General features: G+C 44.7%; 16 protein-coding genes. 12 read left to right on the forward strand and 4 right to left on the reverse strand.

The window, feature by feature from the left end; genetic code table 11:
* Positions 1-274: 274 nt before the first annotated feature.
* Entirely contained in the window at positions 275-1462 is a 1188-nt protein-coding gene (gene tyrS / locus OCU38_RS10015) for a tyrosine--tRNA ligase (protein WP_152819488.1), read from the reverse strand.
* Positions 1463-1587: 125 nt separating this feature from the next.
* On the opposite strand from tyrS, the gene OCU38_RS10020 reads away from it, so the two are divergent.
* On the forward strand, positions 1588-2874 hold the full coding sequence (locus tag OCU38_RS10020) for a peptidoglycan DD-metalloendopeptidase family protein (RefSeq protein WP_152819487.1): 1287 nt from the start codon (positions 1588-1590) through the stop codon (positions 2872-2874).
* Between the two features lie 78 nt (positions 2875-2952).
* Here the strand turns inward: OCU38_RS10020 and OCU38_RS10025 are convergent, their stop codons facing one another.
* From OCU38_RS10025 to erpA, 3 genes are all read right to left on the reverse strand, one after another.
* Positions 2953-6048 (reverse strand): efflux RND transporter permease subunit, encoded by a 3096-nt coding sequence (locus OCU38_RS10025; protein ID WP_261822967.1) that lies wholly within the window; start codon positions 6046-6048, stop codon positions 2953-2955.
* Between the two features lie 10 nt (positions 6049-6058).
* Positions 6059-7177: an efflux RND transporter periplasmic adaptor subunit gene (locus OCU38_RS10030; RefSeq protein WP_261822968.1), complete on the reverse strand. Its 1119-nt coding sequence runs from the start codon at positions 7175-7177 to the stop codon at positions 6059-6061.
* A 108-nt stretch (positions 7178-7285) separates the two neighbouring features.
* The gene (gene erpA / locus OCU38_RS10035) at positions 7286-7627 is read right to left on the reverse strand and encodes an iron-sulfur cluster insertion protein ErpA (protein WP_023405304.1); all 342 of its coding nucleotides are present in this window, start codon (positions 7625-7627) and stop codon (positions 7286-7288) included.
* Positions 7628-7826: 199 nt separating this feature from the next.
* Between erpA and hemL the strand changes: the two genes are divergently transcribed.
* The 11 genes from hemL (at position 7827) to OCU38_RS10090 (ending at position 24981) form a co-directional block, all read left to right on the forward strand.
* The gene (hemL, locus tag OCU38_RS10040) at positions 7827-9113 is read left to right on the forward strand and encodes a glutamate-1-semialdehyde 2,1-aminomutase (RefSeq protein WP_261822969.1); all 1287 of its coding nucleotides are present in this window, start codon (positions 7827-7829) and stop codon (positions 9111-9113) included.
* A gap of 115 nt (positions 9114-9228) precedes the next feature.
* On the forward strand, positions 9229-10314 hold the full coding sequence (locus tag OCU38_RS10045; RefSeq protein WP_261822970.1) for an AI-2E family transporter: 1086 nt from the start codon (positions 9229-9231) through the stop codon (positions 10312-10314).
* A 12-nt stretch (positions 10315-10326) separates the two neighbouring features.
* On the forward strand, positions 10327-11346 hold the full coding sequence (gene rsmC, locus OCU38_RS10050; RefSeq protein WP_261822971.1) for a 16S rRNA (guanine(1207)-N(2))-methyltransferase RsmC: 1020 nt from the start codon (positions 10327-10329) through the stop codon (positions 11344-11346).
* A gap of 111 nt (positions 11347-11457) precedes the next feature.
* Positions 11458-14844, forward strand: a complete 3387-nt coding sequence (locus OCU38_RS10055) for a hybrid sensor histidine kinase/response regulator (RefSeq protein ID WP_261822972.1) — start codon at positions 11458-11460, stop codon at positions 14842-14844.
* Positions 14845-15417: 573 nt separating this feature from the next.
* On the forward strand, positions 15418-17091 hold the full coding sequence (locus OCU38_RS10060; RefSeq protein ID WP_261822973.1) for an ABC transporter substrate-binding protein: 1674 nt from the start codon (positions 15418-15420) through the stop codon (positions 17089-17091).
* Positions 17092-17240: 149 nt separating this feature from the next.
* Positions 17241-18227 (forward strand): ABC transporter permease, encoded by a 987-nt coding sequence (locus OCU38_RS10065; protein ID WP_021712206.1) that lies wholly within the window; start codon positions 17241-17243, stop codon positions 18225-18227.
* A gap of 1 nt (position 18228) precedes the next feature.
* Positions 18229-19263, forward strand: a complete 1035-nt coding sequence (locus OCU38_RS10070) for an ABC transporter permease (protein WP_261822974.1) — start codon at positions 18229-18231, stop codon at positions 19261-19263.
* Positions 19260-20246, forward strand: coding sequence for an ABC transporter ATP-binding protein (locus tag OCU38_RS10075; protein WP_023405296.1), 987 nt, complete (start codon positions 19260-19262; stop codon positions 20244-20246). The genes OCU38_RS10070 and OCU38_RS10075 overlap by 4 nt, the downstream gene beginning before the upstream one ends.
* Positions 20247-20275: 29 nt before the next feature.
* Positions 20276-21271, forward strand: coding sequence for an ABC transporter ATP-binding protein (locus OCU38_RS10080; protein WP_261822975.1), 996 nt, complete (start codon positions 20276-20278; stop codon positions 21269-21271).
* 99 nt (positions 21272-21370) lie between these two features.
* Complete coding sequence (locus OCU38_RS10085; RefSeq protein WP_261822976.1) at positions 21371-23101, forward strand: glycoside hydrolase family 9 protein; 1731 nt, start codon at positions 21371-21373, stop codon at positions 23099-23101.
* Complete coding sequence (locus OCU38_RS10090; protein ID WP_261822977.1) at positions 23098-24981, forward strand: beta-N-acetylhexosaminidase; 1884 nt, start codon at positions 23098-23100, stop codon at positions 24979-24981. The genes OCU38_RS10085 and OCU38_RS10090 overlap by 4 nt, the downstream gene beginning before the upstream one ends.
* Positions 24982-24983: the final 2 nt, after the last annotated feature.

The following is a 24983-nucleotide window of genomic DNA, read 5'->3' on the forward strand; positions in this document are numbered from 1 at the left end:
AGAAAAAAGAATAAGAGAATTCAGAAAGTACTTAGCAAAGTGCTTGGAGAAAGGCTCTCTACCGCTGAGGTAGAGACGTGAAACGTACATACCGACAGTGGCTATTTTTCTCCCTGCATACTAGGAGGATGGTCGGTAGTGTTCATAAAGTTCTCCAATAATTACTGGGGTGCCCAGTGGCGGCTAATATACAAAAATCAGACCGTGTTCACAAGTTGCTAAAATAAAAATAGGCGCCAAAAAGGCGCCTATTAACAGAAGTTTACAAGTTAGCTTACTTGAAGGTTAGTCGAGCAAATTTACGCTTACCGACTTGGAATACGTAAGTACCAACTTGAGGTACTAGTTTGCTATCCGCAACCTTTTCGCCGTCCATTTTAACTGCGCCTTGCTTAACCATGCGCATCGCTTCAGAAGATGAAGCACATAGACCCGCTTCTTTAAGTAGGTTGCTTACAGGGCGACCCACTTCAAATTCAAACTCAGGCATTTCGTCTGGGATTTGACCTTTTTGGAAACGGTTGATGAACTCTTGCTCAGCTGCATCGGCATCCGCTTGTGAATGGAAACGGGCAATAATTTCCTTAGCAAGCAGGATCTTCACATCACGTGGGTTTTTGCCGTTTTCAATGTCGGCTTTGAATTGCTCAATTTCAGCCAAAGGACGGAAAGAAAGTAGTTCGTAGTAGCTCCACATAAGCACATCAGAGATTGACATGATCTTACCGAACATATCGCTTGGAGCGTCGCTCACACCAATGTAGTTGTGTGCCGACTTAGACATTTTCTTCTCGCCATCAAGACCAACAAGAAGAGGCATAGTCAATACAGCTTGTGGTTTTTGACCGTGTGCTTTTTGCAGTTCGCGTCCCATCAAAAGGTTGAACTTCTGATCCGTACCACCAAGCTCAACGTCTGTTTCCATAGCAACAGAGTCATAACCTTGCAGCAATGGGTACATGAATTCGTGAATTGCGATAGGTTGTCCACCCGCATAACGCTTTTTAAAGTCATCACGCTCTAGCATACGAGCAACCGTTTGGTTAGCCGCTAGACGTAACATACCTTCCGCGCCCAATTCACCTAACCACTCAGAGTTAAATGCAATTTTGGTTTTTGCTGGGTCCAAAATTTTGAACACTTGCTCTTTATATGTTTCAGCATTACGCAGAACGTCTTCACGAGTCAATGGAGGACGAGTCGCATTTTTACCTGTTGGGTCACCAACCATACCGGTGAAATCACCGATTAAAAATGTAACATCGTGTCCAAGGTCTTGGAATGTGCGCAATTTGTTTAGAATAACAGTATGCCCAAGATGGATATCTGGTGCTGTTGGATCCGCGCCCAGTTTAATACGTAAAGGACGGCCTTCTTTTAGCTTCGCGATCAGTTCAGCTTCTGGTATTAGCTCTTCTGCGCCGCGCTTAATTTCAGCTAAAGCAGCTTCAAAATTTGCCATATTGGTTTGCTCCCACAAAATCAGGAAAAAATATATCTCGACAGTGTACTTGAATAGCCATTAGTTTTGAAAGCAGTTAGACTGATCAAAGACCATTTTTTACTGATTATTTAATGAATCGGGATATGCTGACCATTTTTCATCGTCTACCCTTCTTACATCAAGCGTTAATCTGCGGTTTTAGTGCCCTCATTGTGGTGGCTTTATTCTTATTGCCGCACCCAAGTCAACTTTACAAACAAGAAAATAATTACCAAGTTGGTCGCCAATACCCATTAGAAATAAATGCCAAAGCGCTCTCTCCTATTGAGGAGAAAAAGCCGATGGTGATCATGCGCTGGGAAACCCATAAAGTTCGCTCCGGAGAAAGTGCCTCGGTACTGTTTAGTCGGCTCGGTCTCTCCCCTAGCCTATTGCACAACATGGTCACCAGTGATCCCGCGATCAATAAGCAGTTATCACGGCTTCGTCCCAATGATGAGCTTGTGTTTGGCTATGACCAACAAAACAACCTCATTCAACTGCAACGTAAGATCAGCCCGTACGAAACATTTAAAGCCGTCAAAAGTGGTGACAAATTTAAAGCCGTCACAGATAAAAAAGACATTAATGTTCAGCTCAATTACGCACAAGCCAATATCAGCTCTAGCTTTTGGAATGCCGCCATTAGCGCCAAGCTCACTCCTAATCAAATCATGAGTATTGCCGGGATCTTTGGCTGGGATATTGATTTTGCGTTAGATATTCGTCCTAACGATAACTTTAAAGTGCTGTTTGAAGAGAATATTGTAGAAGGTGAGTTTGTCGGGTATGGACGTATTTTAGCGGCGCAGTTTACCAACCAAGGACAAACCTTTAAGGCAATTCTGGACCCGAAAAGTGGCAATTATTACGACGATAAAGGCCGCGCGATGAAAAAAGCCTTTCTTCGCTCTCCGGTGGATTTTCGCCGCGTAACGTCTAACTTTAACCCGAACCGACGCCACCCTGTCACCGGCAAAGTAAAAGCACACCGAGGCACGGATTACGCCGCTCCAGTAGGCACGCCAATTTATGCCGCAGGTGACGGGGTTGTGCTTAAATCTGGCTACAACAAATTTAATGGTAATTATGTATTTATTAAGCACAGCAATATCTACATTACTAAATATCTGCACTTACAAAAGCGTCGCGTAAAAGGCGGTCAGAGAGTCAAACAAGGCCAAACCATAGGCACACTAGGCGGCACAGGACGAGTGACTGGGCCTCACTTACATTATGAGTTCTTGGTTAATCACGTACATAAAAACCCTCGTACAGTAAAACTGCCCGAAGCTAAATCGCTCACAGGTGAAAAGAAGAAAGCATTTATGCAGTTAGCTGAAAAACGACTAGGCGAATTAGAACGCTATAGGGTGTTGCTAACCCAATAATAAAGTCAAACAAGTAATAAGATGGCAGATAAGGGGCGAATTTACTCGCCCCTTACTTTATTGAGTGTATTGAACAGTTTATACACTCTTTTCCTCAACCACTTTCCGACCAAACATCAGCAAGCACGGCGTGAGCACTAAGGTTAATACAGTGGCAAATGCCAAGCCTCCTGCGATAGCGGTCGCCAGTTGTGTCCACCATTGAGTGCTAGGTGCGCCTATCTCTATTTTTTGATTAATCAGATCAACGTTGGTCTGCAGCACCATTGGCATTAAGCCCAAGATAGTGGTTACAGTGGTTAACATGACCGGACGCAAACGCTGTACGCCAGTACGTAAAATGGCTTCTTCTTTAGATAAACCTCTTCTGCGCAACTGGTTAAAGGTATCAATCAATACAATATTGTTGTTCACCACAATCCCAGCTAGCGCAATCACCCCTATGCCTGACATGACAATGCCAAACGGCCGCTGGAAGATCAGCAGTCCGGCAAACACCCCTACCGTTGAAAACAGTACTGCACTGAGAATTAAAAACGCCTGATAAAAGCTATTAAACTGGGTAATTAAAATCAGCGCCATTACCGCCAGTGCCGCTAAAAAGGCAGACTGCAAAAAGTTGGAGGAATTTTTCTGCTCTTCGTTTTGTCCTTTAATGCTAATTTCGATATTAGCTGGCAGATTTAAGGCTTGTAGCGCTTGCGAAATAGCAGGCAACTCAATCGCTAGATTATAGCCTTCCCTCATATCAGCGACCACGTTCACTATGCGCTTGCCATCTAAACGGTTAATGGTGTCTTGTTTAGGCTCAGGTTTTACTTGAGCAAAGTTAGTGATCGGAATAAGCCCTAGCGCCGTTTTCACTCTTAACTCATCAAAGCGCCCAATATCTCTTTTGTCTTCTGGATAGCGCACCAAAATATCGACTTCATCATCGGTGTCATCAGGCAGATAATCACCTATTTTCAATCCATTAGTTACAAACTGCACCGTATTTCCGACCAATGACGCATCCGCGCCAAAACGCGCCGCATTAGCGCGATTGACATCTATTGTCCAATCGATGCCTTCTTTACTGGAATTATCACTGACATTGGTCAGCGCTTCATTTGCATCTGCCCATAAGCGAATTTGTTTGGCAGCTGCATCTAATGCGCTAGGATCGCGAGAGGTCACTTCGATAACCAGATCGTTTTCCACCGGAGGCCCTGCATCAGGGAATTTATACTCAATTTCAACCCCAGCAAATTGATCGGTTTTTTGCCTTAGTTGCTCGATGATCTCTTTTACCGAGCGGCGATCTTGCCAATCCACAGGGGTAATCTGAATAGTACCAATCTCATCTTTGCCTCCGGTGCGGGTATAAACACTTTCTAGCTCGGGATGACCAATAATCTCTTTTTCGATATCGCGCATGATGTGATCTTTTTCCACGATCGACAGATCGCCATGCGAGCGCACTTTAATATTAAAATACGGCGGGTCGACTTCAGGGAAAAACTCGGCGCCTAGACCGGCTTTGTTGTATGCCACGCCCACAGCACCCGCTAACAAAATCGCGCTCAGTAACACTTTAATAGGGTGCTTAATGGCTAATGAGAGCGTATTAAAATACAGCTTAGTCATGCCGGTGGCTTTAGAGAAATCTCCGTCATGTAGCTGCTGCATGCGCGTTTGAGTGTGCGTATTCATGTATTGAGGTTTGCCGATTAAACTGCCCAACACAGGTACAAATACTAACGCCATCACCAAAGATGCACTCAAAGTAGCAATCAAGGTTAACGGCAAGTATTTCATAAACTCGCCTGTGGTATCAGGCCAAAATAACAGGGGCGCAAAGGCGGCTAAAGTGGTCGCTGTAGAGGCGGTGATCGGCCATGCCATGCGTTTGGCGGCGTCACGATACGCTTCTTTGCGAGGCGCACCTTCTTGCATTTTTCGGTCAGCAAATTCCGTCACCACAATAGCGCCATCGACCAACATGCCAACGGCCATGATCAAAGAAAACAGCACCACGATATTGACGGTTAAACCAAACACCGACAGCACCAATAAGCCGGTAAGAAAAGAGCCGGGAATAGATATCCCCACCAACAATGCGGTGCGCACGCCTAAAATAGCGATAATGACGATCACCACCAAAATAATGGCTGATAGCACATTATTTTGCAGATCCGTCAACATCTGATCGACGTCTTTAGAGCCATCATAGGTGTATTTGACCAATAGATTACTTGGCCAATCTGGCATTTTCTGCGCTTCGGCTAATACTGCTTTGACAATATCAACCGACTGGATAATGTTCTCGCCCGCCCGCTTTTTAACGTCTAAAACAACTGCGCTTTCCCCTTCTAAGCGCGCAAAGCTTTCTGGGTCGCGAAAAGAGCGGCGCACCGAAGCTACATCACCAAAAGTGACCACTTGCTTACCATCGACCTTAACCGGCAGTTCGAGTACATCTTTCAAAGAGGAGAATACCGAGGGCACTTTTACAGAAAAACGCCCATAGCCTGTATCGACAAAGCCTGCCGCTACAACTCGGTTACTGGCAGCAATCAGATTATAGATATCCCCTTGATCTAATCCGTAACTCTCCATCAGCAAAGGATCGACAATCACTTCCACAATGTCTTCTCTATCGCCAGCAATATCCACTTCCAGTATTTGCTTGAAGCTCTCTAGCTTATCTTGAATTTGGCGGCCAATTTGCACTATGGTTCGCTCAGGAACCGTGCCGTACAGTGCTACCGATAAAATCGGCTGTTCGCTGGCTAAGGTGACTTCATTAACGGTTGGATCGTCACTGTCATCTGGCAGTTTTGATTTCACCAAATCCACCGCTTCGCGCACATCAGTCATGGCTTTGTCTAAATCACTCCCCGCCACAAACTCTAACGTGACCGAGCCATGCCCTTCAGACGCTACCGAAGTCATCTTTTTCACGCCCTCAATCGAGCGCAGTTCTTGCTCTATTGGGCGCACTAACATCCGCTCGGCATCAAGGGGGGAAATACCTTGATGACCAACGGACACATAAATAATAGGAATGGTGATATCGGGGCTGGATTCTTTGGGGATGGTAATATAGGTGTATACACCGGCAATGATCAGCATCACTAGCAAGGTGAGCACCGTGCGGCTACGAGATAGAGCGGCATCAATAATGGCAAGCATACTCTACCCTCTATTCTTTGATGGCGATAACAGGATCGCCATCGCGCACAAAACCTTGTCCTTTGGTGACGATATCAACGCTATCGCCCAAACCACTTAGCCAAACCCCTTCTTTTTCGGCTTTGACTATTTGGATGCCAACAAAACGAATGTGATCCTGTTGCAGGGTTTTCACCCCTAGCTCACCCTTTTCATTTAACGCCAGCATGGCAGGCGTTACCTTGACGGCCATTTTGGTTGCAAGCTTTAGCTCCACTTCTGCGCTCACGCCAGAGGGGAGTCGCTGTGCTTTATTGGCAATTTCTATTTCGATAGGAAAAGTATTAGTCGTCACTGATGAGTTGCGAGAAACATAACGTAATATGCCTTCAATTTTCTCACCGCCAAGCAAAGTGATGTAAGCACGGCTGCCCTGCTTAACCTGCTGAATATGACGCTCACTAAGGTCGGCTTCAATCACTAACTTATCAAGATCGATAAGGTGCGCTACTTGATCCCCTCGCGCTACATAATCACCGAGTTCAACGTGTAAACGATCAATAACCCCGGCAAACGGGGCGCGAATAATACTGTTTTTAAGCCCTAATTTCACGTTGGCGACGCTTGCCTTGGCATTGGCTAATTCAGCTTCTGCGGTAGTAAAAGCAACTTCGTTCTGTAAACCGCGTTTTTTTAAGGTAGTAGCAGCATTGAGCTCTTTTTGTTTTACCCGTAATAGCGCAGTAGCGCGCTCCAACTGGATATCTAGATCCCCTTTATCTATGGTCGCAATAATTTGACCACGCTTGACCACTTCACCTTTGCGCACTTTTAACTGGTCAATTTTGCCTGCCAACTCTGCGCTTAACTCAACATCACGATTGGGCGCAGTGCGTCCATACAGATCTATTTTTTTGGCGATGGGTTCTGCTTTAAAGTGAGACACCACCACTTTTGCCAGTGGCACAGATTGCTTATTACTTGTTGAAGTATTAGTGGTATTTGCAGAAGAAGATTCAGGGGGTGTTACGCTAGATGGTTTATCACCAAGCACACCGACTAAAAGCCAAGCGCCCAAAGCAATAATCAGAATAAGTGAGATAATCCAAGGATACTGAGCAAACAGCTGCCTGGTCCTTTGTAACGGCATAATTAAATCCTTTTAATTACCAACGGGCGACCTTGCCACATTGTTTTACGGCACACCTTTGCTAAAGATCAGTGTACCGATAATTGCCTGTCATTACTGAGGGAGGGATCACACGCTAAATGAAGCTCCACAACCACAAGTTGTTGTGGCATTAGGGTTGTTGATGAAGAAGCGTGCACCTTCTAAACCTTCGGTATAATCAACCGTACCGCCAATTAGATACTGTAAAGACATAGGATCGACCACTAAAGTCACTTCATCTTTAACAATAATGGCATCGCCTTCATTTACCTTTTCATCGAAGGTAAAGCCGTATTGAAAACCGCTACAACCACCACCAGTGATGTACACTCGTAGTTTAAGTTCTGGGTTTTCTTCCTCTGTAATCAATACTTTAACGCGAGCTGCTGCTGCGTCAGAAAAATTCAAAGGGACATTTAATTCGCTCACCGAGACCTCTCTTTATTCGATGTAGCCGCTAAAAATAGCGGTTTTGATCTGCTGATTATGTAATACCTGAGCAAAGTGTTCAAGTATTGTAATCTTTGTACTTAACCTAATAGTGCGACACAAGCGTTAGACTTGTCAGCAATATTTATTACAATGCAGTCATTCTCAAAATGCTATTCGAAAAGCAAGGATTCTCTAAATGAGCAAGTCAGAAGCACTCTATCAACAAGCCCAAGCCATTATTCCCGGTGGCGTAAACTCTCCAGTACGAGCTTTCAACGGTGTAGGCGGTTCTCCCCTGTTCATTGAAAGAGCGGATGGATGCCGCATTTATGACGCTGACGATAAATCGTATATCGATTATGTGGGCTCTTGGGGACCAATGATTTTAGGTCACAACAACAGCGCTATCCGTGATGCGGTTGTTGAAGCAGCGCAACGTGGTCTAAGTTTTGGCGCGCCAACCGAGCTTGAAATCAACATGGCTAAGCTGGTTTCATCACTAGTTCCTTCTATGGAACAACTGCGTATGGTGAGCTCAGGCACTGAAGCGACCATGAGCGCAATTCGTCTCGCTCGTGGCTACACTGGCCGTGACAAAATCATGAAATTTGAAGGTTGCTACCACGGTCATGCTGATAGCCTATTGGTAAAAGCAGGTTCTGGCGCTCTGACTCTTGGACAACCAAGCTCTCCTGGCGTACCAGAAGATTTTGCAAAGCACACTTTAACGGCCACTTTTAATAACCTTGAATCAGTACAAGCACTGTTTGATGCTAACCCTGAGCAAATTTCTTGCATCATTGTTGAGCCAGTAGCTGGCAACATGAACTGCATTCCACCGGTTGATGGTTTCCTACAAGGTCTGCGTGATATCTGTGACCAAAACGGCGCACTACTGATTTTTGATGAAGTCATGACCGGCTTTCGCGTCGCACTGGGCTGTGCACAAGCTCACTACAAGGTAAAACCTGACTTAACCACTCTAGGTAAAGTCATTGGTGGTGGCATGCCTGTCGGCGCTTTTGGTGGCCGTAAAGATGTCATGCAGCATATTGCGCCAACCGGCCCTGTCTACCAAGCAGGTACGCTGTCAGGTAACCCAATTGCTATGGCCGCGGGCTACGCATGTTTGACTCAGCTTTCACAAGCGGGCAATGCAGAGCGTCTTAACGAAATCACTGCAAAATTAGCCGCAGGCTTTAAAGCTAAAGCGGACAAGCACGGCATTCCGCTACTGGTTAGCCAAGTGGGTGGCATGTTTGGTTTCTTCTTTACTGACCAAGCACAAGTGACTTGCTATGAAGAAGTGGCGAAGTGCGACGTTGAGCAATTTAAGCGTTTCTTCCACTTAATGCTTGAAGAAGGTGTATACCTTGCCCCTTCTGCTTTTGAAGCAAGCTTTACGTCACTTTCGCATACTGATGAAGATATTGAACAAACATTAGCCGCTGCTGATCGCTGTTTTGCCGCTCTAGCCGCTTAACACTTCTACTGTTTTATTTGACAGGAGCCGCAAGGCTCCTTTTTTATTTGTAGCGATTCAAGTTGCATAACGCTATGATTTATCTTCACAAACACTAATAAGTAGTCGGTTTAACGTGCCTAGAAGAATTCAGCTTACCTCCAGCCAATGGCTGTTAATTATCGCATTGCTGTTTTTTGCATATGCTTGTTTTGTCTTGATAAGACCGTATGTAAATTCCATTGTAATGGCGTTTATCATTTCGCTATTGATGTTCCCTATCCATGAACGTCTAGACAATAAGATGCCCACTATGAGAAATACCACGGCGCTTTTGTCGTGTGTGATTCTTACCGTCATTATTGTTATTCCACTACTATTGGTTTTTACCGCCATCATCCAACAAGGTTCTTCCTTTTCTCAAGGGGTGTACCACTGGGTATCAGACGGCGGCGTACAAGATCTGCTCGCGCAACCCTTTATCGTCAAAATGTTTAATTTTGCCAATAGCTACCTACCCTTTGATACCTTAGACCCTGCTGAAATTGCGCAAAAGGTTGCCGAACTTGCCAGTTCCTTTGGTACGCACTTGGTTGGTATTAGCGCTTCTGTGGTCGGCAGTGCCACTAGCTTTTTGATGAACTTTGGTTTGATGCTATTTGTGCTGTTTTTCTTGCTTCGCGATCATGAGCGAATCATCTCTGCCATGCGTCATATCATTCCGCTATCACGCTCTCAAGAAGACCGATTGCTTGATGAAATAGAGAAAGTTTCTAAATCAGCAGTCATGGGGTCATTTCTTACCGCAATAGCGCAAGGTGTAGCAGGCGGGTTTGCCATGTGGCTTGTAGGCTTCCCCGGCCTATTTTGGGGTACCATGATGGGCTTTGCCTCGTTTGTGCCTGTCATCGGCACCGCGCTGATTTGGATTCCAGCTTGTTTGTATTTGCTATTAATTGGCGATACTGGCTGGGCAATATTCCTATTGATCTGGTCTGTGGCTGTGGTTGGCTCTATCGACAATATCTTGCGTCCGCTGCTGATGCAGGGCAGCGCTGGCATGAATACCTTAATGATCTTCTTTTCTTTGCTTGGCGGTTTGCATGTTTTCGGCTTAATTGGTTTAATCTACGGCCCGCTGATCTTCGCCATTACTATGGTACTGTTCACCATGTATGAAGAGGAGTTTAACGACTTCCTTGATAAGCAAGATAACAACTAGTAAGAGTAAAATATGAGTGTCTACACCGCCCCAAGTCAAATCGCCGAACGTCAACTTGCTTACTTTGCAGGTAAACGCATCGTTATCGCAGGTGAAGCTGAAGATCAGTTTCCAAAACAACTGCTGCAACATGCGGAATCGGTCACCGTATTTACCACCCACTATGGCTACCATCAGCAGATGCAAGGTATTGGCGTAGACAGTCAGTTTGGCATTGAATTTAAGAATGCTAACGATGCTAATTTACTATTACTGTACTGGCCAAAAGCCAAAAGCGAAGCGCAATATCTATTGGATATGATGCTCAGCAAACTCGCACCAGAAACAGAAGTAATCGTGGTCGGCGAAAACCGCTCTGGAGTAAAGAGCATTGAAAAAATGTTCGCCAACTTTGGCCCTATGACTAAGTATGACTCAGCCAGACGCTGCTCTTTTTATGCCGGAGTCAGCCAAACACCGCCACAACACTTTAATGTCGACAGTTACTTCAAGTCTTATCCAGTGGAATTAGCTGGGCTATCTTTAGAAGTGCAAAGTTTACCGGGCGTATTTAGCCATGGTGAATTTGATTTAGGCACTAAACTACTGCTAGCCAACTTACCAAAACTTAGCGGCAAAGTATTAGACTTTGGCTGCGGCGCAGGCATTATCGGCGCGGCAATGGCACTGCAAAATCCAAGCATCGAATTAGAAATGTGCGATGTGAGCGCATTTGCTGTGGAATCAAGTAAGCGCACACTAGAAGCCAATGGTGTTAAAGGCAAAGTATTTGCCACCGATGTCTACTCACAAGTCAGCACTGACTATCAATTCATTATCAGTAATCCCCCTTTTCATTCGGGGCTAGATACCAGTTACAGCGCCACAGAAACCCTGCTAAAAGATGCGCCCAAGCATCTTACCAACACAGGTAAGTTACTGATTGTTGCTAATAGTTTTTTGAAATACCCGCCAATTATTGAAAATGCGTTCGGCAACTGCGACACCATTAATAAAACCAATAAGTTCGCAATCTATCACGCAACGAAATAAATAAAACTGTGTGAGGCAACACGCTTTTTTAAGCGTTTGCTTGCCTCACTTTATTTGGCTAGTACATTTCAGCAATGGTGATCTTATTATCAGGGCCTGAATCCGTACCTTATGTCAAAACATCGCTCTCGACCAAAGTTTAAACGACTGAAAAGTACCTTAATGGGTGCCTTTTTGTTGGTTAGTCTTCCTCCAATGCTGCTCATTGCCTTCTTTTTTCTTCAATCCCATATTGAAGATCTTCAAGAGCAGAGCAAAACCTATTTAACTTCGATGAGGGATGGCACCACCACTCAAGTAACCGCCTACGTAAAAAACCTAGACTCTGAAGTCATTGGTTTTGTTCATTCCGAACTTGCTTATGCCAGTGGTGGTCGTTTTTACGGATTGATTGATTCTTTTAGACGCCTTGGCCCTGATATTGAGAAATCTCGGCTAATTGGTCAGCAACAATACATTCCCGGCTCTGGAGATAAGGTCAATGCGCAAACCGCCAAAGAGAACAGCAATTACCTTAGTGTAAGACGCTACCAGCTGTTACATACTCGCTACCACTCAACCTATCAAAGTCTGTTACAGCGTTCTGATTTCGACGATCTTGCCTTAGTGGATCTCGATGGTAATGTCGCCTATTCAGTACAAAAACATAATTACTATTCCACCAATTTAAATACTGGCCCTTATAAAAACAGCAACTTAGGCGTGCTATTTCAACGCTTAAAGAGTTACGTAGAAACCAATAAAAATACCTTCGATAAGTATAATGATATTGTACTTATGAGCGATTTTGCCAAAGACTCCAACAGCAAAGAGAATAAAAAAGTGGCTTGGTTTGCCGCGCCTATCGTGCAACAGGGATACCTGCACAGCTATGCGTTTTTCCGCTTGCCTCTCTCCTCTTTAACGCATCTGATTGACAATACCAGCAGCGATTATCCCAACATCTTATTGCTTGATGAGTCGCAAAAATTATTGACTCAAACCACAGCTAAAAACGTAGAGAAAAGCAGTTTTATCACCACCAAGGCACTGCAAGGGATCAGTCAAGTTGAAACCTATGCCAATACTAAAGGCCAAAGCATGATTGCCGCTTACTCGCCTCTCTATATTCACGATTTAAAGTGGGCGGTTATTGCGGAGACACCAGAAAACATCGCCTTTTCTCGGGTCAATAAACTCTACTCTATCTTTTTACTGATAGTGCTGAGCGTAACCGTCGGTATTGTTGTTTGCTCGCACTACCTATCGAATTTCATTACTCGTCCGTTACTCAAATTGGCATGGACCGCAGAGCGCATCTCCACTGGTGATCTTAACGAGCACGTTGAAGGAACAGAGCATGAAGATGAAATAGGTCGTCTGGCGATTAGCTTTGAGCGCATGCAGCGTTCGATTCGAGAAAAGATTGATCTTATCCATCAACAAAACAAAGAGCTCGCCTACAACTTAGAAACCATTGCTATTCAAAACAAAGAGCTACAAAGAGCTGATAAATTAAAAGATGAGTTTCTTGCCACTACATCTCACGAATTACGCACCCCTTTACATGGCATGATTGGGGTTGCGCAAGCCATCATAGGTGAAGCTCATGGCAGCATTCCTGCGGCGCAGCGCTATCAGTTAGAAATTATCATCAATAGTGGACATAGACTGTCGAACTTAGTGGATGATCTTTTGGATTATCACAAAATGCAGTACGGACAATTAAAGCTTGAGTCGATGGCGGTATCTCTGGCTTTAACATCACAATTGGTGATTGAGCTCTCTAAGCATTTAATTGATAAAAAACCGGTGCGAATTATCAATCAAATTGATGATGATCTACCTATGGTCAGTGCCGATCCGCAAAGGTTAGAGCAAATCTTATATAACCTCGTGGGTAACGCGATGAAGTTTACCAACGAGGGCAAAATCATTTTGACCGCCGAGCCCAATGGTGACTACTTAAAAGTGCAAGTGATCGATACTGGACACGGCATTGATAAAGACGATCTTGAGCATATTTTTGAACCTCTAATTCAAGGACATTCAGCGAGCTATCATCAAGGCACTGGATTAGGTTTATCCATCAGTAAGCAGTTAATAGAAATCATGCATGGCGAGCTTAGCGTTAGCAGTCAGCCTATGCTGGGTACCACTTTTACCATGCGCCTTCCGCTGGCCAATGAAGAACAACTACAAGCCTTTGATAGTAATCGCGAGGTCGTACACTACACCCGTGAAGATATATTATTTGAAGAGCCTTCACAGCCTCAGCTCAATAACAGCAACGGGAAACGAGTGTTAATTGCCGATGATGAGCCGGTTAATTTAAAAGTGTTGGAAAGCTTTTTACGCATTGAAGGCTATAGCGTAATTAGCGCTACCAATGGGCGACAGGTGCTCGATATCATCGCGCAAGAAAAACCTGATATTTTATTACTCGATATCATGATGCCAGAGCTCAGTGGATTTGAGGTGTGTAAGTACTTACGCGAGCTGTATTCCTATAATGAGCTTCCGATCATTATGCTCACCGCGCTTGGGCAAAATGAGGATAAGATCAAAGGCTTTGAATGTGGCGCTAACGACTACTTGGTCAAACCTTTTAATAAACAAGAGTTGTCTGCTCGTATTCAAGTACACATTGATGCCAGCCTTTCTGAGGAGCGTAAGCAAGAGAATGAATCCTTAAACGCGGAATTAATGCAAAGGGAAAAAGTTGAGTCCTTGCTACTGGAAACCCAAGCGAAATTGCTCGAGCAATTAGAAAGCACCCCAGAGGCGATTATCTGCATCAATGAAAGCCATAAGATAACCTTTGCCAATAAAACCGCCATAGACCTATTTAAACGCTCTAGTGAACAGATAAAACGTTCGCAAATAGAAGAGTTTATTGCGCCAAAATATCTGCAATTTGATCAGCCACATCGCAGCGTTAATATTGATTTATTCGTCGGTGGAACCAAGCAAGTCATCGCCAGTGATATCTTTACTCTGCCCCTAGAAACAGGGCTTCGCGGTATGATCATCTTTAACTTTAGCCCAGATGAAGCAAACCAAAGAATCAACAACCTAGAGGTCGCATTAGATGCGCTAGCCAATTACGCCTTTGCCGGAGATAAATCCCAGCTAGAACAGCTCAAAGAGCTTGGAGATGAGTTCTCTGGCTTAGTGAAAATGATGCACTATGACAAAGAAAGCAAACAGGAAAATATGCGTCAACTGCTGGTGGATTGCATGTCGAGTGCATTGGAGTATTGGGACAGCCATCAAGGCAATAGCAAGTTTACTTTTGCTGAACAAAGTGGCTTGTGGCGAGTGTATTTAGACAGAAGCACCCTGCAAACTCGCACCTTGGATAAATACCTAAGAGTTGAAACCTTACCTAAAACGCCTCGCTGGCGCACGGTACTCAATTCATTAGACTTTATCCTAGCCAATAGCGATAACGACAATGCGCAACGAGCGCAATTGCTAGAGCTGCGAGAGCAACTACAACATATCGTTTCGCAATAACCTCAACGACAATATTGCCCCCTCAATAAGCGATTGGTTCTTTTTTTATACGCTGAAAAAAGAACCAATCTCTTAGCAAAATCAGACCAATTCACTGTTAAAAGTCGTTTGTAACTGCTCTTTTGCTTGAATATGCGAGCACACTCACAACAAACTGTACGCTGTATTTTTAACCAAAAAATAAAGTCGTACTTTCATTTCCTCGTAAAGTCACACCAACTAACAAAATCAGCAACCACTCTTTAATACATAAGATAAGAAGATAGTAAGCACTCACATAAGATGGCAAAAAAGACAATTTCAAAGAAATAGCATCAATATGCAATATGTTGAAAATATAATTATTTTAACGTTTTTAACAGCAATCAGTGCGGTTTTAACGTTTTTGACGGGAATGTAAATTGACGATTTTACTTTGAAAGATAATTCTAGCTGTAACCAATGGTTCTCAGAGATACATCGCACCCTATAAGTAAAAAGATAGAGTCATTGGATGGCACTGTAAAAGCCGTAACCTAAGTAATCAACTTGGTTACTTAATAATAATAAGCAAACAGAGACAAAGGATATAACATGCTTGCTAATATAAAAAAAACAGCTCTTGCTACAGTAGTAATCGCAACAGCGGCCACCGCAATATCAGCTCCAGCAATCGCAAGATCGGAACTGACTATCGTACCGGATTTTTACCCAACAATGGTCCGCAACTTCAACCCTTATCTAGCTACGAATCTTCGTACTACCACTGACTTCATCTATGAGCCTCTAGTTGTTTTCAATGAGATGCACGGTAACACCCCTGTTATGCGTCTAGCTGAAAACTTTGCTATGTCAGATGATCTAAAAAGCGTCACATTTGATATCCGCAAGGGCGTAAAATGGTCAGATGGTAAAGCATTCTCAGCAGATGATGTTGTTTTCTCTTTCGAACTAATTAAGAACAATACCGCGTTGGACCAAACAGGTATCAACAAGTGGGTAAGCAAAGTAGAAAAAGTAAACGACCATGAAGTACGTTTCGTTCTTACGGAAGGTAACTCAAATGTGCCATACGAAATCTCTAAAGTTCCTGTAGTACCTAAACATATCTGGTCTAAAGTGAAAGATCCTACTTCTTTCACCAACGAAAACCCTGTTGGTTCTGGACCGTTCACTGAAATTGATACCTTTACCCCGCAACTTTACATCCAGTGTGCGAACCCTAATTACTGGGATGCAGACAACCTAGATGTAGATTGTCTACGTGTTCCACAAATTGCTAACAACGACCAGTTGCTAAGCAAAATCGTTAACTCTGAGCTAGATTGGACTTCGGCGTTTATCCCTGACATCGACCGTACCTACAAAGCTGTGAACCCTAATCACGGTTACTGGTACCCGCCAGCAGGCACTCAATCACTGGTAGTTAACTTTAAAAACCCAGATCCAGCTAAGAATGAAGCATTAACTGATGTGAACTTCCGTCGTGCAATGGGTATGGCTATCGACCGTCAAACTATCATCGATATCGCATTCTACGGTGCCGGTACTATCAATGACTTCGGTTCAGGTCTTGGCTACGCATTTGAAGCATGGTCTGACGAGAACGTGCATAAGAAGTATCAAAAATTCAATACTTACAACCCAGAAGAAGCGAAGAAACTTCTAAAAGAATCTGGCTTCAAAGACACAGATGGCGATGGTTTTGTTGAAACTCCATCAGGTAAGTCATTTGAATTGTTAATCCAATCGCCAAATGGTTGGACTGACTTCAACAACACAGTACAGCTTGCGGTTGAGCAGCTAAACGAAGTGGGCATCAAGTCTCGCGCTCGTACTCCTGAGTTTGCGGTATACAACCAAGCAATGCTAGATGCAACATACGACGTGGCTTACACCAACTACTTCCACGGTGCAGATCCACACTTGTACTGGAACAGTGCTTATAACTCAGCACTGCAAGAAGGTAGCGGCATGCCTCGCTTTGCAATGCACTTCTACAAGAATGCTGAGCTAGATAACCTACTGAACAGCTTCTACAAAACGGCGGATAAGAACAAGCAGCTAGAAATCGCACACGGCATTCAGCGCATCATTGCTGAGAACCAAGTAACGATTCCTGTTCTATCTGGTGCAAGCAACTATCAGTACAACACAACTCGATTCACGGGTTGGTGGACTCAAGATAACGCACAAGGTCGTCCAAACATTTGGGCCGGTATCCCTGAGCGCTTACTCCACGTACTTGACCTAAAACCTGTCAAGTAATTGACCTCTAAAGGCGCACCTTCGGGTGCGCCAATATTACCCTTTAAAGTTAACAATAATTATGACGCGATTGCGTTAGGGATTCTTTCACTCAACGGGTGGATTTTATTCGATATATGGACAATAAATCGAATAGTTAAGGTGTAGGTATGGGATATTTTCTAAGACGTTTGTCGTTCTACTTTATAGCGCTGTTAGTGGCCGCTACTATCAATTTTATTATTCCGCGAGCAATGCCCGGTGACCCCGTTACCATGATGTTCGCTAACGCAACAGCCCAAGTGACTCCAGAACGTATCGAAGCAATGCGTCAACTGCTTGGTTTCGTTGATGGTCCGCTTTGGGTTCAATACTTCACTTATATGAAGAGCATTCTTAGCTGGGAGCTAGGAACCTCTATTAAATTTTATCCGTTAAGTGTGAATGAATTACTTGGTGGTGCTTTTGGCTGGTCTTTATTCCTAGCCGGAACCGCCGTTATTCTTTCGTTTTCTATCGGTTCCATTCTTGGCATTTTTGCCGCATGGAAACGCGGTAGCAAATACGACACCTTTATCACTCCGGGCATGCTTATTGTTCAAGCAGTACCACAGGTGGTTATTGCCATGCTCGCGATGTTTATCTTCGCTATTGGCCTGAAGTGGTTCCCAACGGGTTACGCTTATACCGCCGGTGTCACTCCGGATTGGACTAGCTGGGAGTTCATCAAAAACGTCGCCTACCACGCGGTGTTACCTCTGGCTTGTGCCTCTCTGGTGCAGATTGGCGGATTCCTAGTAAACATGCGTAACAACATGATCAATTTACTTTCTGAAGACTATATCACTATGGCAAAAGGCAAAGGCCTGAGCGAAAACAGAGTGGTATTTAACTACGCGGCACGCAACGCACTATTGCCAAGTGTTACCGCACTTTCAATGTCTTTAGGTATGGCTATCGGTGGCCAGCTTATCATCGAAATCATATTTAATTACCCAGGACTAGGGACGGTCCTATTTAACGCAATTACCTCTCGTGACTACCAAGTACTGCAAGGGCAATTGTTAATCATGACCTTATTCATGCTGTTCTTTAACCTACTCGCAGACATGCTGTATGTGCTGTTAGATCCTCGCCTACGTAAGGGAGGTAAATAAGATGAAAAATATATTAAAGCTAGTTCGTGGCAATACGGTGGCGATGATCGGAGTGGTGATATTAAGCACTTTCTTATTTATCGCACTGGCGGCGCCTCTCATTACCCAACATGCACCCGATAAACGTACCGGTAATCCGCACGAGTATCCAGGCATGATAGTAAAAGCGGCGCAAAATAACCCTGATGGTTGGATTGCAACCAACCTTGCTGATGACAAGCGTACCTTACGCATGTCAAAAGATGCAGAGCATACCCTTGGCACAACTCGTATGGGCCGTGATGTCTGGGCGCAAATTGCCTATGGTGCACGCGTATCGTTGGCCGTTGGCTTTGGCGCGGGAATAACCGTGTGTTTCTTAGCCACTATTATCGGGGTTTCTGCCGGTTACTTTGGTGGCAAAGTGGATGAATTTCTCACCGCGGCCATGAACATAATGTTGGTCATCCCTCAGTATCCATTACTGTTTGTGGTAGCGGCCTTTATCGGAGAAGCGGGGCCTCTAACCATTGCCCTCATAATCGGTTTCACCTCCTGGGCTTGGGGAGCGAGGGTGGTGCGTTCGCAAACTCTCGCACTACGTGAAAAAGAGTTCGTAAAAGCGGCAGAAGTGCTGGGTGAGTCTTCATTTAGAATTATCTTTGTGGAAATTTTACCTAACTTAATCTCCATTGTAGGTGCGAGTTTCATCGGCTCAGTCATGTACGCGGTAATGATGGAAGCGACAATTTCCTTCTTAGGTATGGGCGATCCAAACACCATTAGTTGGGGCATCATGCTGTACAACGTACAAACCTCATCTTCAATGCTTATCGGTGCATGGTGGGAGCTATTAGCCCCTTGTATGGCCTTAACCTTATTGGTCACAGGACTGGCACTGCTTAACTTTGCGGTTGATGAAATTGCTAACCCGCAACTTCGCTCTCACAAAGGAATGCGTCGCTGGAAGAAGCTTGCCACGCAAGATAAAAATGCACGTAAACCTCAACCAGAAGAACTCGCAAACCGTCAAGTAGTACACGGAGAACAATCATGAGTAATCCACTAATTTCTGTTCGTAATCTGTGTGTAGATTACATTACTGATGCCGGTGATGTTCGCGCGTGTAACAACGTGAGCTTTGACATTGCTCCGGGTGAAGTATTTGGCCTTGCCGGTGAGTCTGGCTGTGGTAAATCCACCGTAGCATTTTCACTGATGCGCTTACATAAGCCACCTGCATTTATCACTGGCGGAGAAGTCATCTTTAACGGTGAAGATATTCTGCAATACAGCGACAAAAGCATGCAGGCGTTTCGCTGGAATGAAATGTCGATGGTATTCCAAAGTGCTATGAATGCCCTAAACCCAGTATTGCCAATCTCTGAGCAGTTTTGTGACGTGCTTATGCACCACACAACAATGAGCCGCAAACAGGCACTAAAACGCGCTGAAGGTTTGTTGGAAATTGTCGACATTCACCCTAGCCGTCTGAGTGACTATCCGCACCAGTTCTCTGGCGGTATGCGTCAACGCTTGGTAATTGCGATAGCGCTAGCGCTCAACCCGAAAATGATCATCATGGATGAGCCTACTACGGCGCTGGATGTGGTGGTGCAACGTGAAATACTACAAAAAATCTACGCCCTAAAAGAAGAGTTTGGATTTTCGATTTTATTCATCACCCACGATTTATCCTTGATGGTTGAGTTCTCCGATCGCATCGGAATTATGTATTCAGGCGAACTGATTGAAGTAGCGCCAGCTAAACAAATACTGGAAAACCCTTTCCATCCTTACACGCAAGGTTTGGGCAGTTCTTTCCCACCGTTAACAGGGCCAAAAACCAAGTTAACGGGAATACCGGGCAATCCATTGAATTTATTAGAAATTCCACAAGGATGCCGCTTTCAAGCTCGCTGCTCTCAAGTGACACCAATGTGTAGACAAACAGAAACTCAGTTGCGCCAAATCGAAGCACAACGTTTTTCTAACTGTCATTTATTTGGTGAACCCATTGCACAGCAAAAAGTCAGCTAACGCTAACAAGACGTATTCGGAGAAGTAACATGAGCAAACCAACTGGCGAATTACTCATTGAAGGCAAAAATCTAGTTAAAGACTTTCCTGTGAGTAGTAATGCACTGAAAAACCCAATGATGCGCGCCATTAACGACGTATCGTTCAAAATGTACAAAAGTCGCGGCTTATCTGTGGTGGGTGAATCGGGTTCAGGTAAATCCACTACCGCTAAAATGATAGCGAAAATGTACCCGCCGACCGACGGCTGTATCGAATACCGTGGACGCGATATTCAAACCATCAAAAAGAAAAACGATTTGATGCACTACCGTGAAGGCGTGCAGATGGTATGGCAAGACCCGTTTGGTTCATTAAACCCAACCCATAATATCTTTCACCACATTGCTAGGCCACTGTTGATCCATAAAAAAGTCACTCCGGGCAATAAAAAAGAACTCGAAGAGCGAGTACACGATCTTTTAGAGCAAGTGGGACTGATTCCGCCAAAAGAAACCGCGGCTAAGTTCCCCCATCAGTTATCTGGTGGACAGCGTCAACGTGTCAATTTGGCAAGAAACATTGCTGTCGGTGCTGAGGTGGTGTTGGCTGATGAGCCAACCTCGATGCTGGATGTATCAATACGCGCCGGTGTTTTGAACTTGATGGAAGAGATGAAATTTGAAAAACAAATGTCTCTGTTATACATCACGCACGATATTGCCACCGCTCGTTATATTGCTGAAGACATTGCCGTCATGTACGTAGGGCATATGGTGGAGTGGGGAGATACCGATGAGATTATCGCTAACCCACAGCATCCATATACCCAATTATTAGTCTCTGCTGTGCCTGATCCAGCAAAATCCATCCATACCAAGCTTGCGGGCAATAAAGGGGAAATTCCTTTATGGACGCCAGAATCTTTTGGATGCCCATTTGCAGGTCGATGCCAACAAGTGACTGATAAATGTAAAGAGCAACTCCCTAAGGTCACGCAACTGTCCGAGAACCACTTTGTTCGTTGCTATTTGCACGAAAGTTAACAGTGACCTTCCTTTTTTAGCCTCCTTAACAGGAGGCTCCTTTTATTTAAAGCGCTCTGCTTATACCAATCACACTTTTTAGGCAAGGGATAGCGACGTATGCAGTTGTTAATCAATCAAATTGGCTACTCAGCGACTGCGCATAAAGTCGGTGTTCTGCTTGCACCTTCCCCCCTCTGTTTACAAAAAGTCGATACCGCTGATGTCATTATTATCGAGATGCAAACAAAGCAAGAAGTAGCGCGAGTCCCTTTACAACCCGGCCAACTTGTTGAGCAGTGGGACATAGGTTGGAGCTACCCTTTTGACTTTAGCAAACTGAATTTACAGGGTCGCTTTGTGGCGCGCTTTGAACACGTTGAATCTTTACCCTTTGATATTCAGCCCCAGCTTTTGTATCAGCGCACCTTTTCCGATCTGCTGCATTATTTTAAGTCGCAACGTTGCACGGGTATGTTTGATCACGCCGATAAAAACGTGCGCATATTTGGTAGCGATGCTCTGCGTGATGTCCGTGGCGGCTGGTATGACGCATCAGGAGACGTCAGCAAATACTTGAGCCATTTATGCTACGCCAATTATTTAAATCCGCAGCAAACCCCAATGCTGGTATGGAACTTACTCTCTAGTCTAGAAGTGCTCAACGCGCGGGATAATTGTGCGCCGTTTACTCGCACTCGCCTTATTGATGAGGCGCTATTTGGCGCAGATTTTTTAGTGCGCATGCAAGCTGACCAAGGCTTTTTCTACACCACGGTATTTGATCAATGGAGCAAAGATCCTGAAAAAAGGGAGCTGTGTGCCTATAAAACTCAAACCGGTAAAAAGCTCGTCACCTATCAAGCTGGATTTAGGCAAGGTGCAGGCATCGCCATTGCCGCCCTTGCTAGTACGGCTCGGCTTCAACAAAATGGCGAGTACAGTGCTCATCACTATCAACAGGCTGCGCAAAAAGGCTATTGGCATTTAAAAGAGCTCAACAAAGCTTATTTAAATGATGGTAAGGAAAATATCATTGATGAATATTGCGCTTTATTAGCCAGCGTTGAGCTGTACAAAACTACCCAAGATCAACGCTACTTAGATGAAAGTCGCGACTGGGCACTGCGCTTAACTTTGCGTCAGCAGAGCGACCAAAACTGGTCACATTTTTGGTCTGCTACCGCGCAGGGTGAACGCCCCTATTTTCATCCCTCTGATGCCGGATTGCCTGTCATAGCCCTGTGCTGTTTTTTAGATATCGAAACCGATTCTGTTTTTATAGAAAAGATCACCTCCAGCATTGAGGTGGCGCTGTCCTTTGAATTAAAGATCACCCATGCAACTCGCAATCCTTATGCCTACCCAAGGCAATATGTAAAAGACCTCGGCGGAGAAAAGCGCGACGCCTTTTTTATGGCACAAGACAACGAATCGGGCTATTGGTGGCAAGGGGAAAATGCCCGCCTCGCCTCTTTGTCAGCCATGGCATATAGAGCAATACCCTATGTATCAGCGTCATTTTTAAAGCCACTGCAAAGCTATGCTCAATCTTGCTTAAACTGGATTATAGGATTAAACCCTTACAATATGTGCATGCTCGACGGGCATGGCGATAACAACCCTAACTATTTACCACACTTAGGTTTTTACAACGCTAAGGGGGGGATTTGCAACGGCGTAACCGCTGGCTTTAATCACCCGCAAGGCATTGCTTTTAACCCAACCGCACACGCTGATGACTTACAACAAAACTGGCGTTGGGCAGAACAATGGCTACCTCACAGCGCATGGTTTTTATTAGCGGTAGCCTATCAAACAAACGATGAATTATCAGGAGACTCACCATGAGCCTATTTCGCCTTGACCTAAAAGTAGTCAATGAAAGCGAGGAGCGTACCCGTTTTGCGTTATCTGTAGTCAATAACTCTAAGGCACAACTGACTGACTGGACGCTGCATTTTTCAATGACTCGTTTCTTAGACAGTAGCAGCTGTACGGTAGGGCAACTTTCACAAACCGGCAGTTTTTGCACCTTGAGCGCACTGCCTGCTTTAGAAAGTAATCAAACCTTTAACACCGAATTTGAAATGCCAACGCCACCATTGCAACTGCAATGTGACGGTATTCTTGAAGCATTTATTCAATCCTCTGAGCGCTATTCGGTCGCCGTAACCCCATTACAGTTACCTGCGGCCAAATCGGTTTCCCACGGCTTAGAGCCCGTAGAAAAGGCCGATATTGCTATCATTCCTAAACCGAACAATCTTGACCCTATGCAAGGGACATTTGAGTTTGTAATAGGCGAAGAATTGCATGTAGAAAGCCCAATCGCCAAAGAGGCAGCCCTATGGTTTTGTGAAAGCGCACCGCAACTAAAGCTAAAAATGACCCAGCAAGGCGCTCGAATCCAGTTTAAATCTATGAGTTGCTTATCCGCATCCGCCTATCAACTGGATATCTCAGCCACAAGCCTGATCGTCAGTGCCAGTGATGCACAAGGCTTTACGCATGCGGTTGCGTCTCTATTGCAGCTATTTAAAGATGAAACATCACTCTGTTGCGTAAAAATCTCTGATAGCCCAGCATATCCTTATCGCGGCATGATGCTTGACTGCTCTCGTCACTTTCATCAGATAGAGCAAATTAAACTCATCATCGACCAATTAGCTCGCTACAAATACAATCATTTCCATTGGCACCTGACCGATGATGAAGGTTGGCGAATCGAAATCAAAGCCTTCCCTGAGTTAACCGATATTGGCGCATGGCGTGGTAAAGACTTACCTCTTGCTCCGCAATTTAGACATATTGAGTCCAAATACGGCGGCTTTTATACGCAACAACAGATCAAAGAAGTGGTGGCGTTTGCTCAGCGTCGCGGAATCATTGTGGTGCCCGAAATTGATATTCCCGGTCACTGCCGAGCGGCGATAAAGTCTTTGCCGCACTTGTTATTAGACAAGGATGACGCATCCATCTATCGCAGCGTACAACACTACACTGATAACGTGCTATCACCTGCCCTAGAAGGCACTTATGAGTTCTTAGATAAGGTTATTGCCGAAGTTGTAGAGTTATTTCCTGCTCCTTATGTACACATTGGAGCGGATGAAGTGCCAGAAGGTGTATGGACGCAAAGTGACAAATGTCAGGCACTGATGAAAGAACACGGTTATACCGAAGCCAAAGATCTGCAAGGGCATTTACTGCGCTATGTAGAGAATAAACTCAACAGTTACGGCAAACGTATGTTGGGTTGGGAAGAAGCGCAACATGGCGATAAAGTCAGCCAGCAAACCGTGATCTATTCTTGGCAAAGTGAGCAAGCGGCTATCGAGTGCGCACGTAAAGGATTTGATGTGGTATTACAGCCGGGACAGTACACCTATCTGGATATGGCTCAAGAATTTGATGCGAGCGAATCGGGCTTTTACTGGGCGAATATAACCCCGCTCAAACACGCCTACCACTATCAACCCCTGCAACAAATTGCCGCCGATGATCCGATCCAGAAAAAGGTATGGGGCATTCAAGCGGCGCTATGGTGTGAGTTGGTTAATAACCCGCAAAAGCTACAATATATGGTGCATCCTCGCCTGCAAGCCATTGCAGAAGTGTGCTGGACTGATGCTAGCAATAAAGATTGGACTGACTTTTTATCTCGCCTCAAGTCTGATTTAGAACAGCTTGACCAACGAGGAATCCACTACCGTAACCCTTGGTACTAAAG

Origin of the sequence: Vibrio neonatus, from assembly GCF_024346975.1 — a bacterium.
GTDB lineage: Bacteria > Pseudomonadota > Gammaproteobacteria > Enterobacterales > Vibrionaceae > Vibrio > Vibrio neonatus.

What these genes read in the sequence shown, in the direction of transcription:
- OCU38_RS10020 (WP_152819487.1), top strand. Translation starts at nt 1,588, where the DNA reads ATGCTGACCATTTTTCATCGTCTACCCTTCTTACATCAAGCGTTAATC.
- rsmC (WP_261822971.1), top strand. Translation starts at nt 10,327, where the DNA reads ATGAGTGTCTACACCGCCCCAAGTCAAATCGCCGAACGTCAACTTGCT.
- OCU38_RS10025 (WP_261822967.1), bottom strand. Translation starts at nt 6,048, where the DNA reads ATGCTTGCCATTATTGATGCCGCTCTATCTCGTAGCCGCACGGTGCTC.
- hemL (WP_261822969.1), top strand. Translation starts at nt 7,827, where the DNA reads ATGAGCAAGTCAGAAGCACTCTATCAACAAGCCCAAGCCATTATTCCC.
- OCU38_RS10065 (WP_021712206.1), top strand. Translation starts at nt 17,241, where the DNA reads ATGGGATATTTTCTAAGACGTTTGTCGTTCTACTTTATAGCGCTGTTA.
- OCU38_RS10070 (WP_261822974.1), top strand. Translation starts at nt 18,229, where the DNA reads ATGAAAAATATATTAAAGCTAGTTCGTGGCAATACGGTGGCGATGATC.
- OCU38_RS10080 (WP_261822975.1), top strand. Translation starts at nt 20,276, where the DNA reads ATGAGCAAACCAACTGGCGAATTACTCATTGAAGGCAAAAATCTAGTT.
- OCU38_RS10090 (WP_261822977.1), top strand. Translation starts at nt 23,098, where the DNA reads ATGAGCCTATTTCGCCTTGACCTAAAAGTAGTCAATGAAAGCGAGGAG.
- OCU38_RS10030 (WP_261822968.1), bottom strand. Translation starts at nt 7,177, where the DNA reads ATGCCGTTACAAAGGACCAGGCAGCTGTTTGCTCAGTATCCTTGGATT.
- tyrS (WP_152819488.1), bottom strand. Translation starts at nt 1,462, where the DNA reads ATGGCAAATTTTGAAGCTGCTTTAGCTGAAATTAAGCGCGGCGCAGAA.
- OCU38_RS10085 (WP_261822976.1), top strand. Translation starts at nt 21,371, where the DNA reads ATGCAGTTGTTAATCAATCAAATTGGCTACTCAGCGACTGCGCATAAA.
- OCU38_RS10060 (WP_261822973.1), top strand. Translation starts at nt 15,418, where the DNA reads ATGCTTGCTAATATAAAAAAAACAGCTCTTGCTACAGTAGTAATCGCA.
- OCU38_RS10055 (WP_261822972.1), top strand. Translation starts at nt 11,458, where the DNA reads ATGTCAAAACATCGCTCTCGACCAAAGTTTAAACGACTGAAAAGTACC.
- OCU38_RS10075 (WP_023405296.1), top strand. Translation starts at nt 19,260, where the DNA reads ATGAGTAATCCACTAATTTCTGTTCGTAATCTGTGTGTAGATTACATT.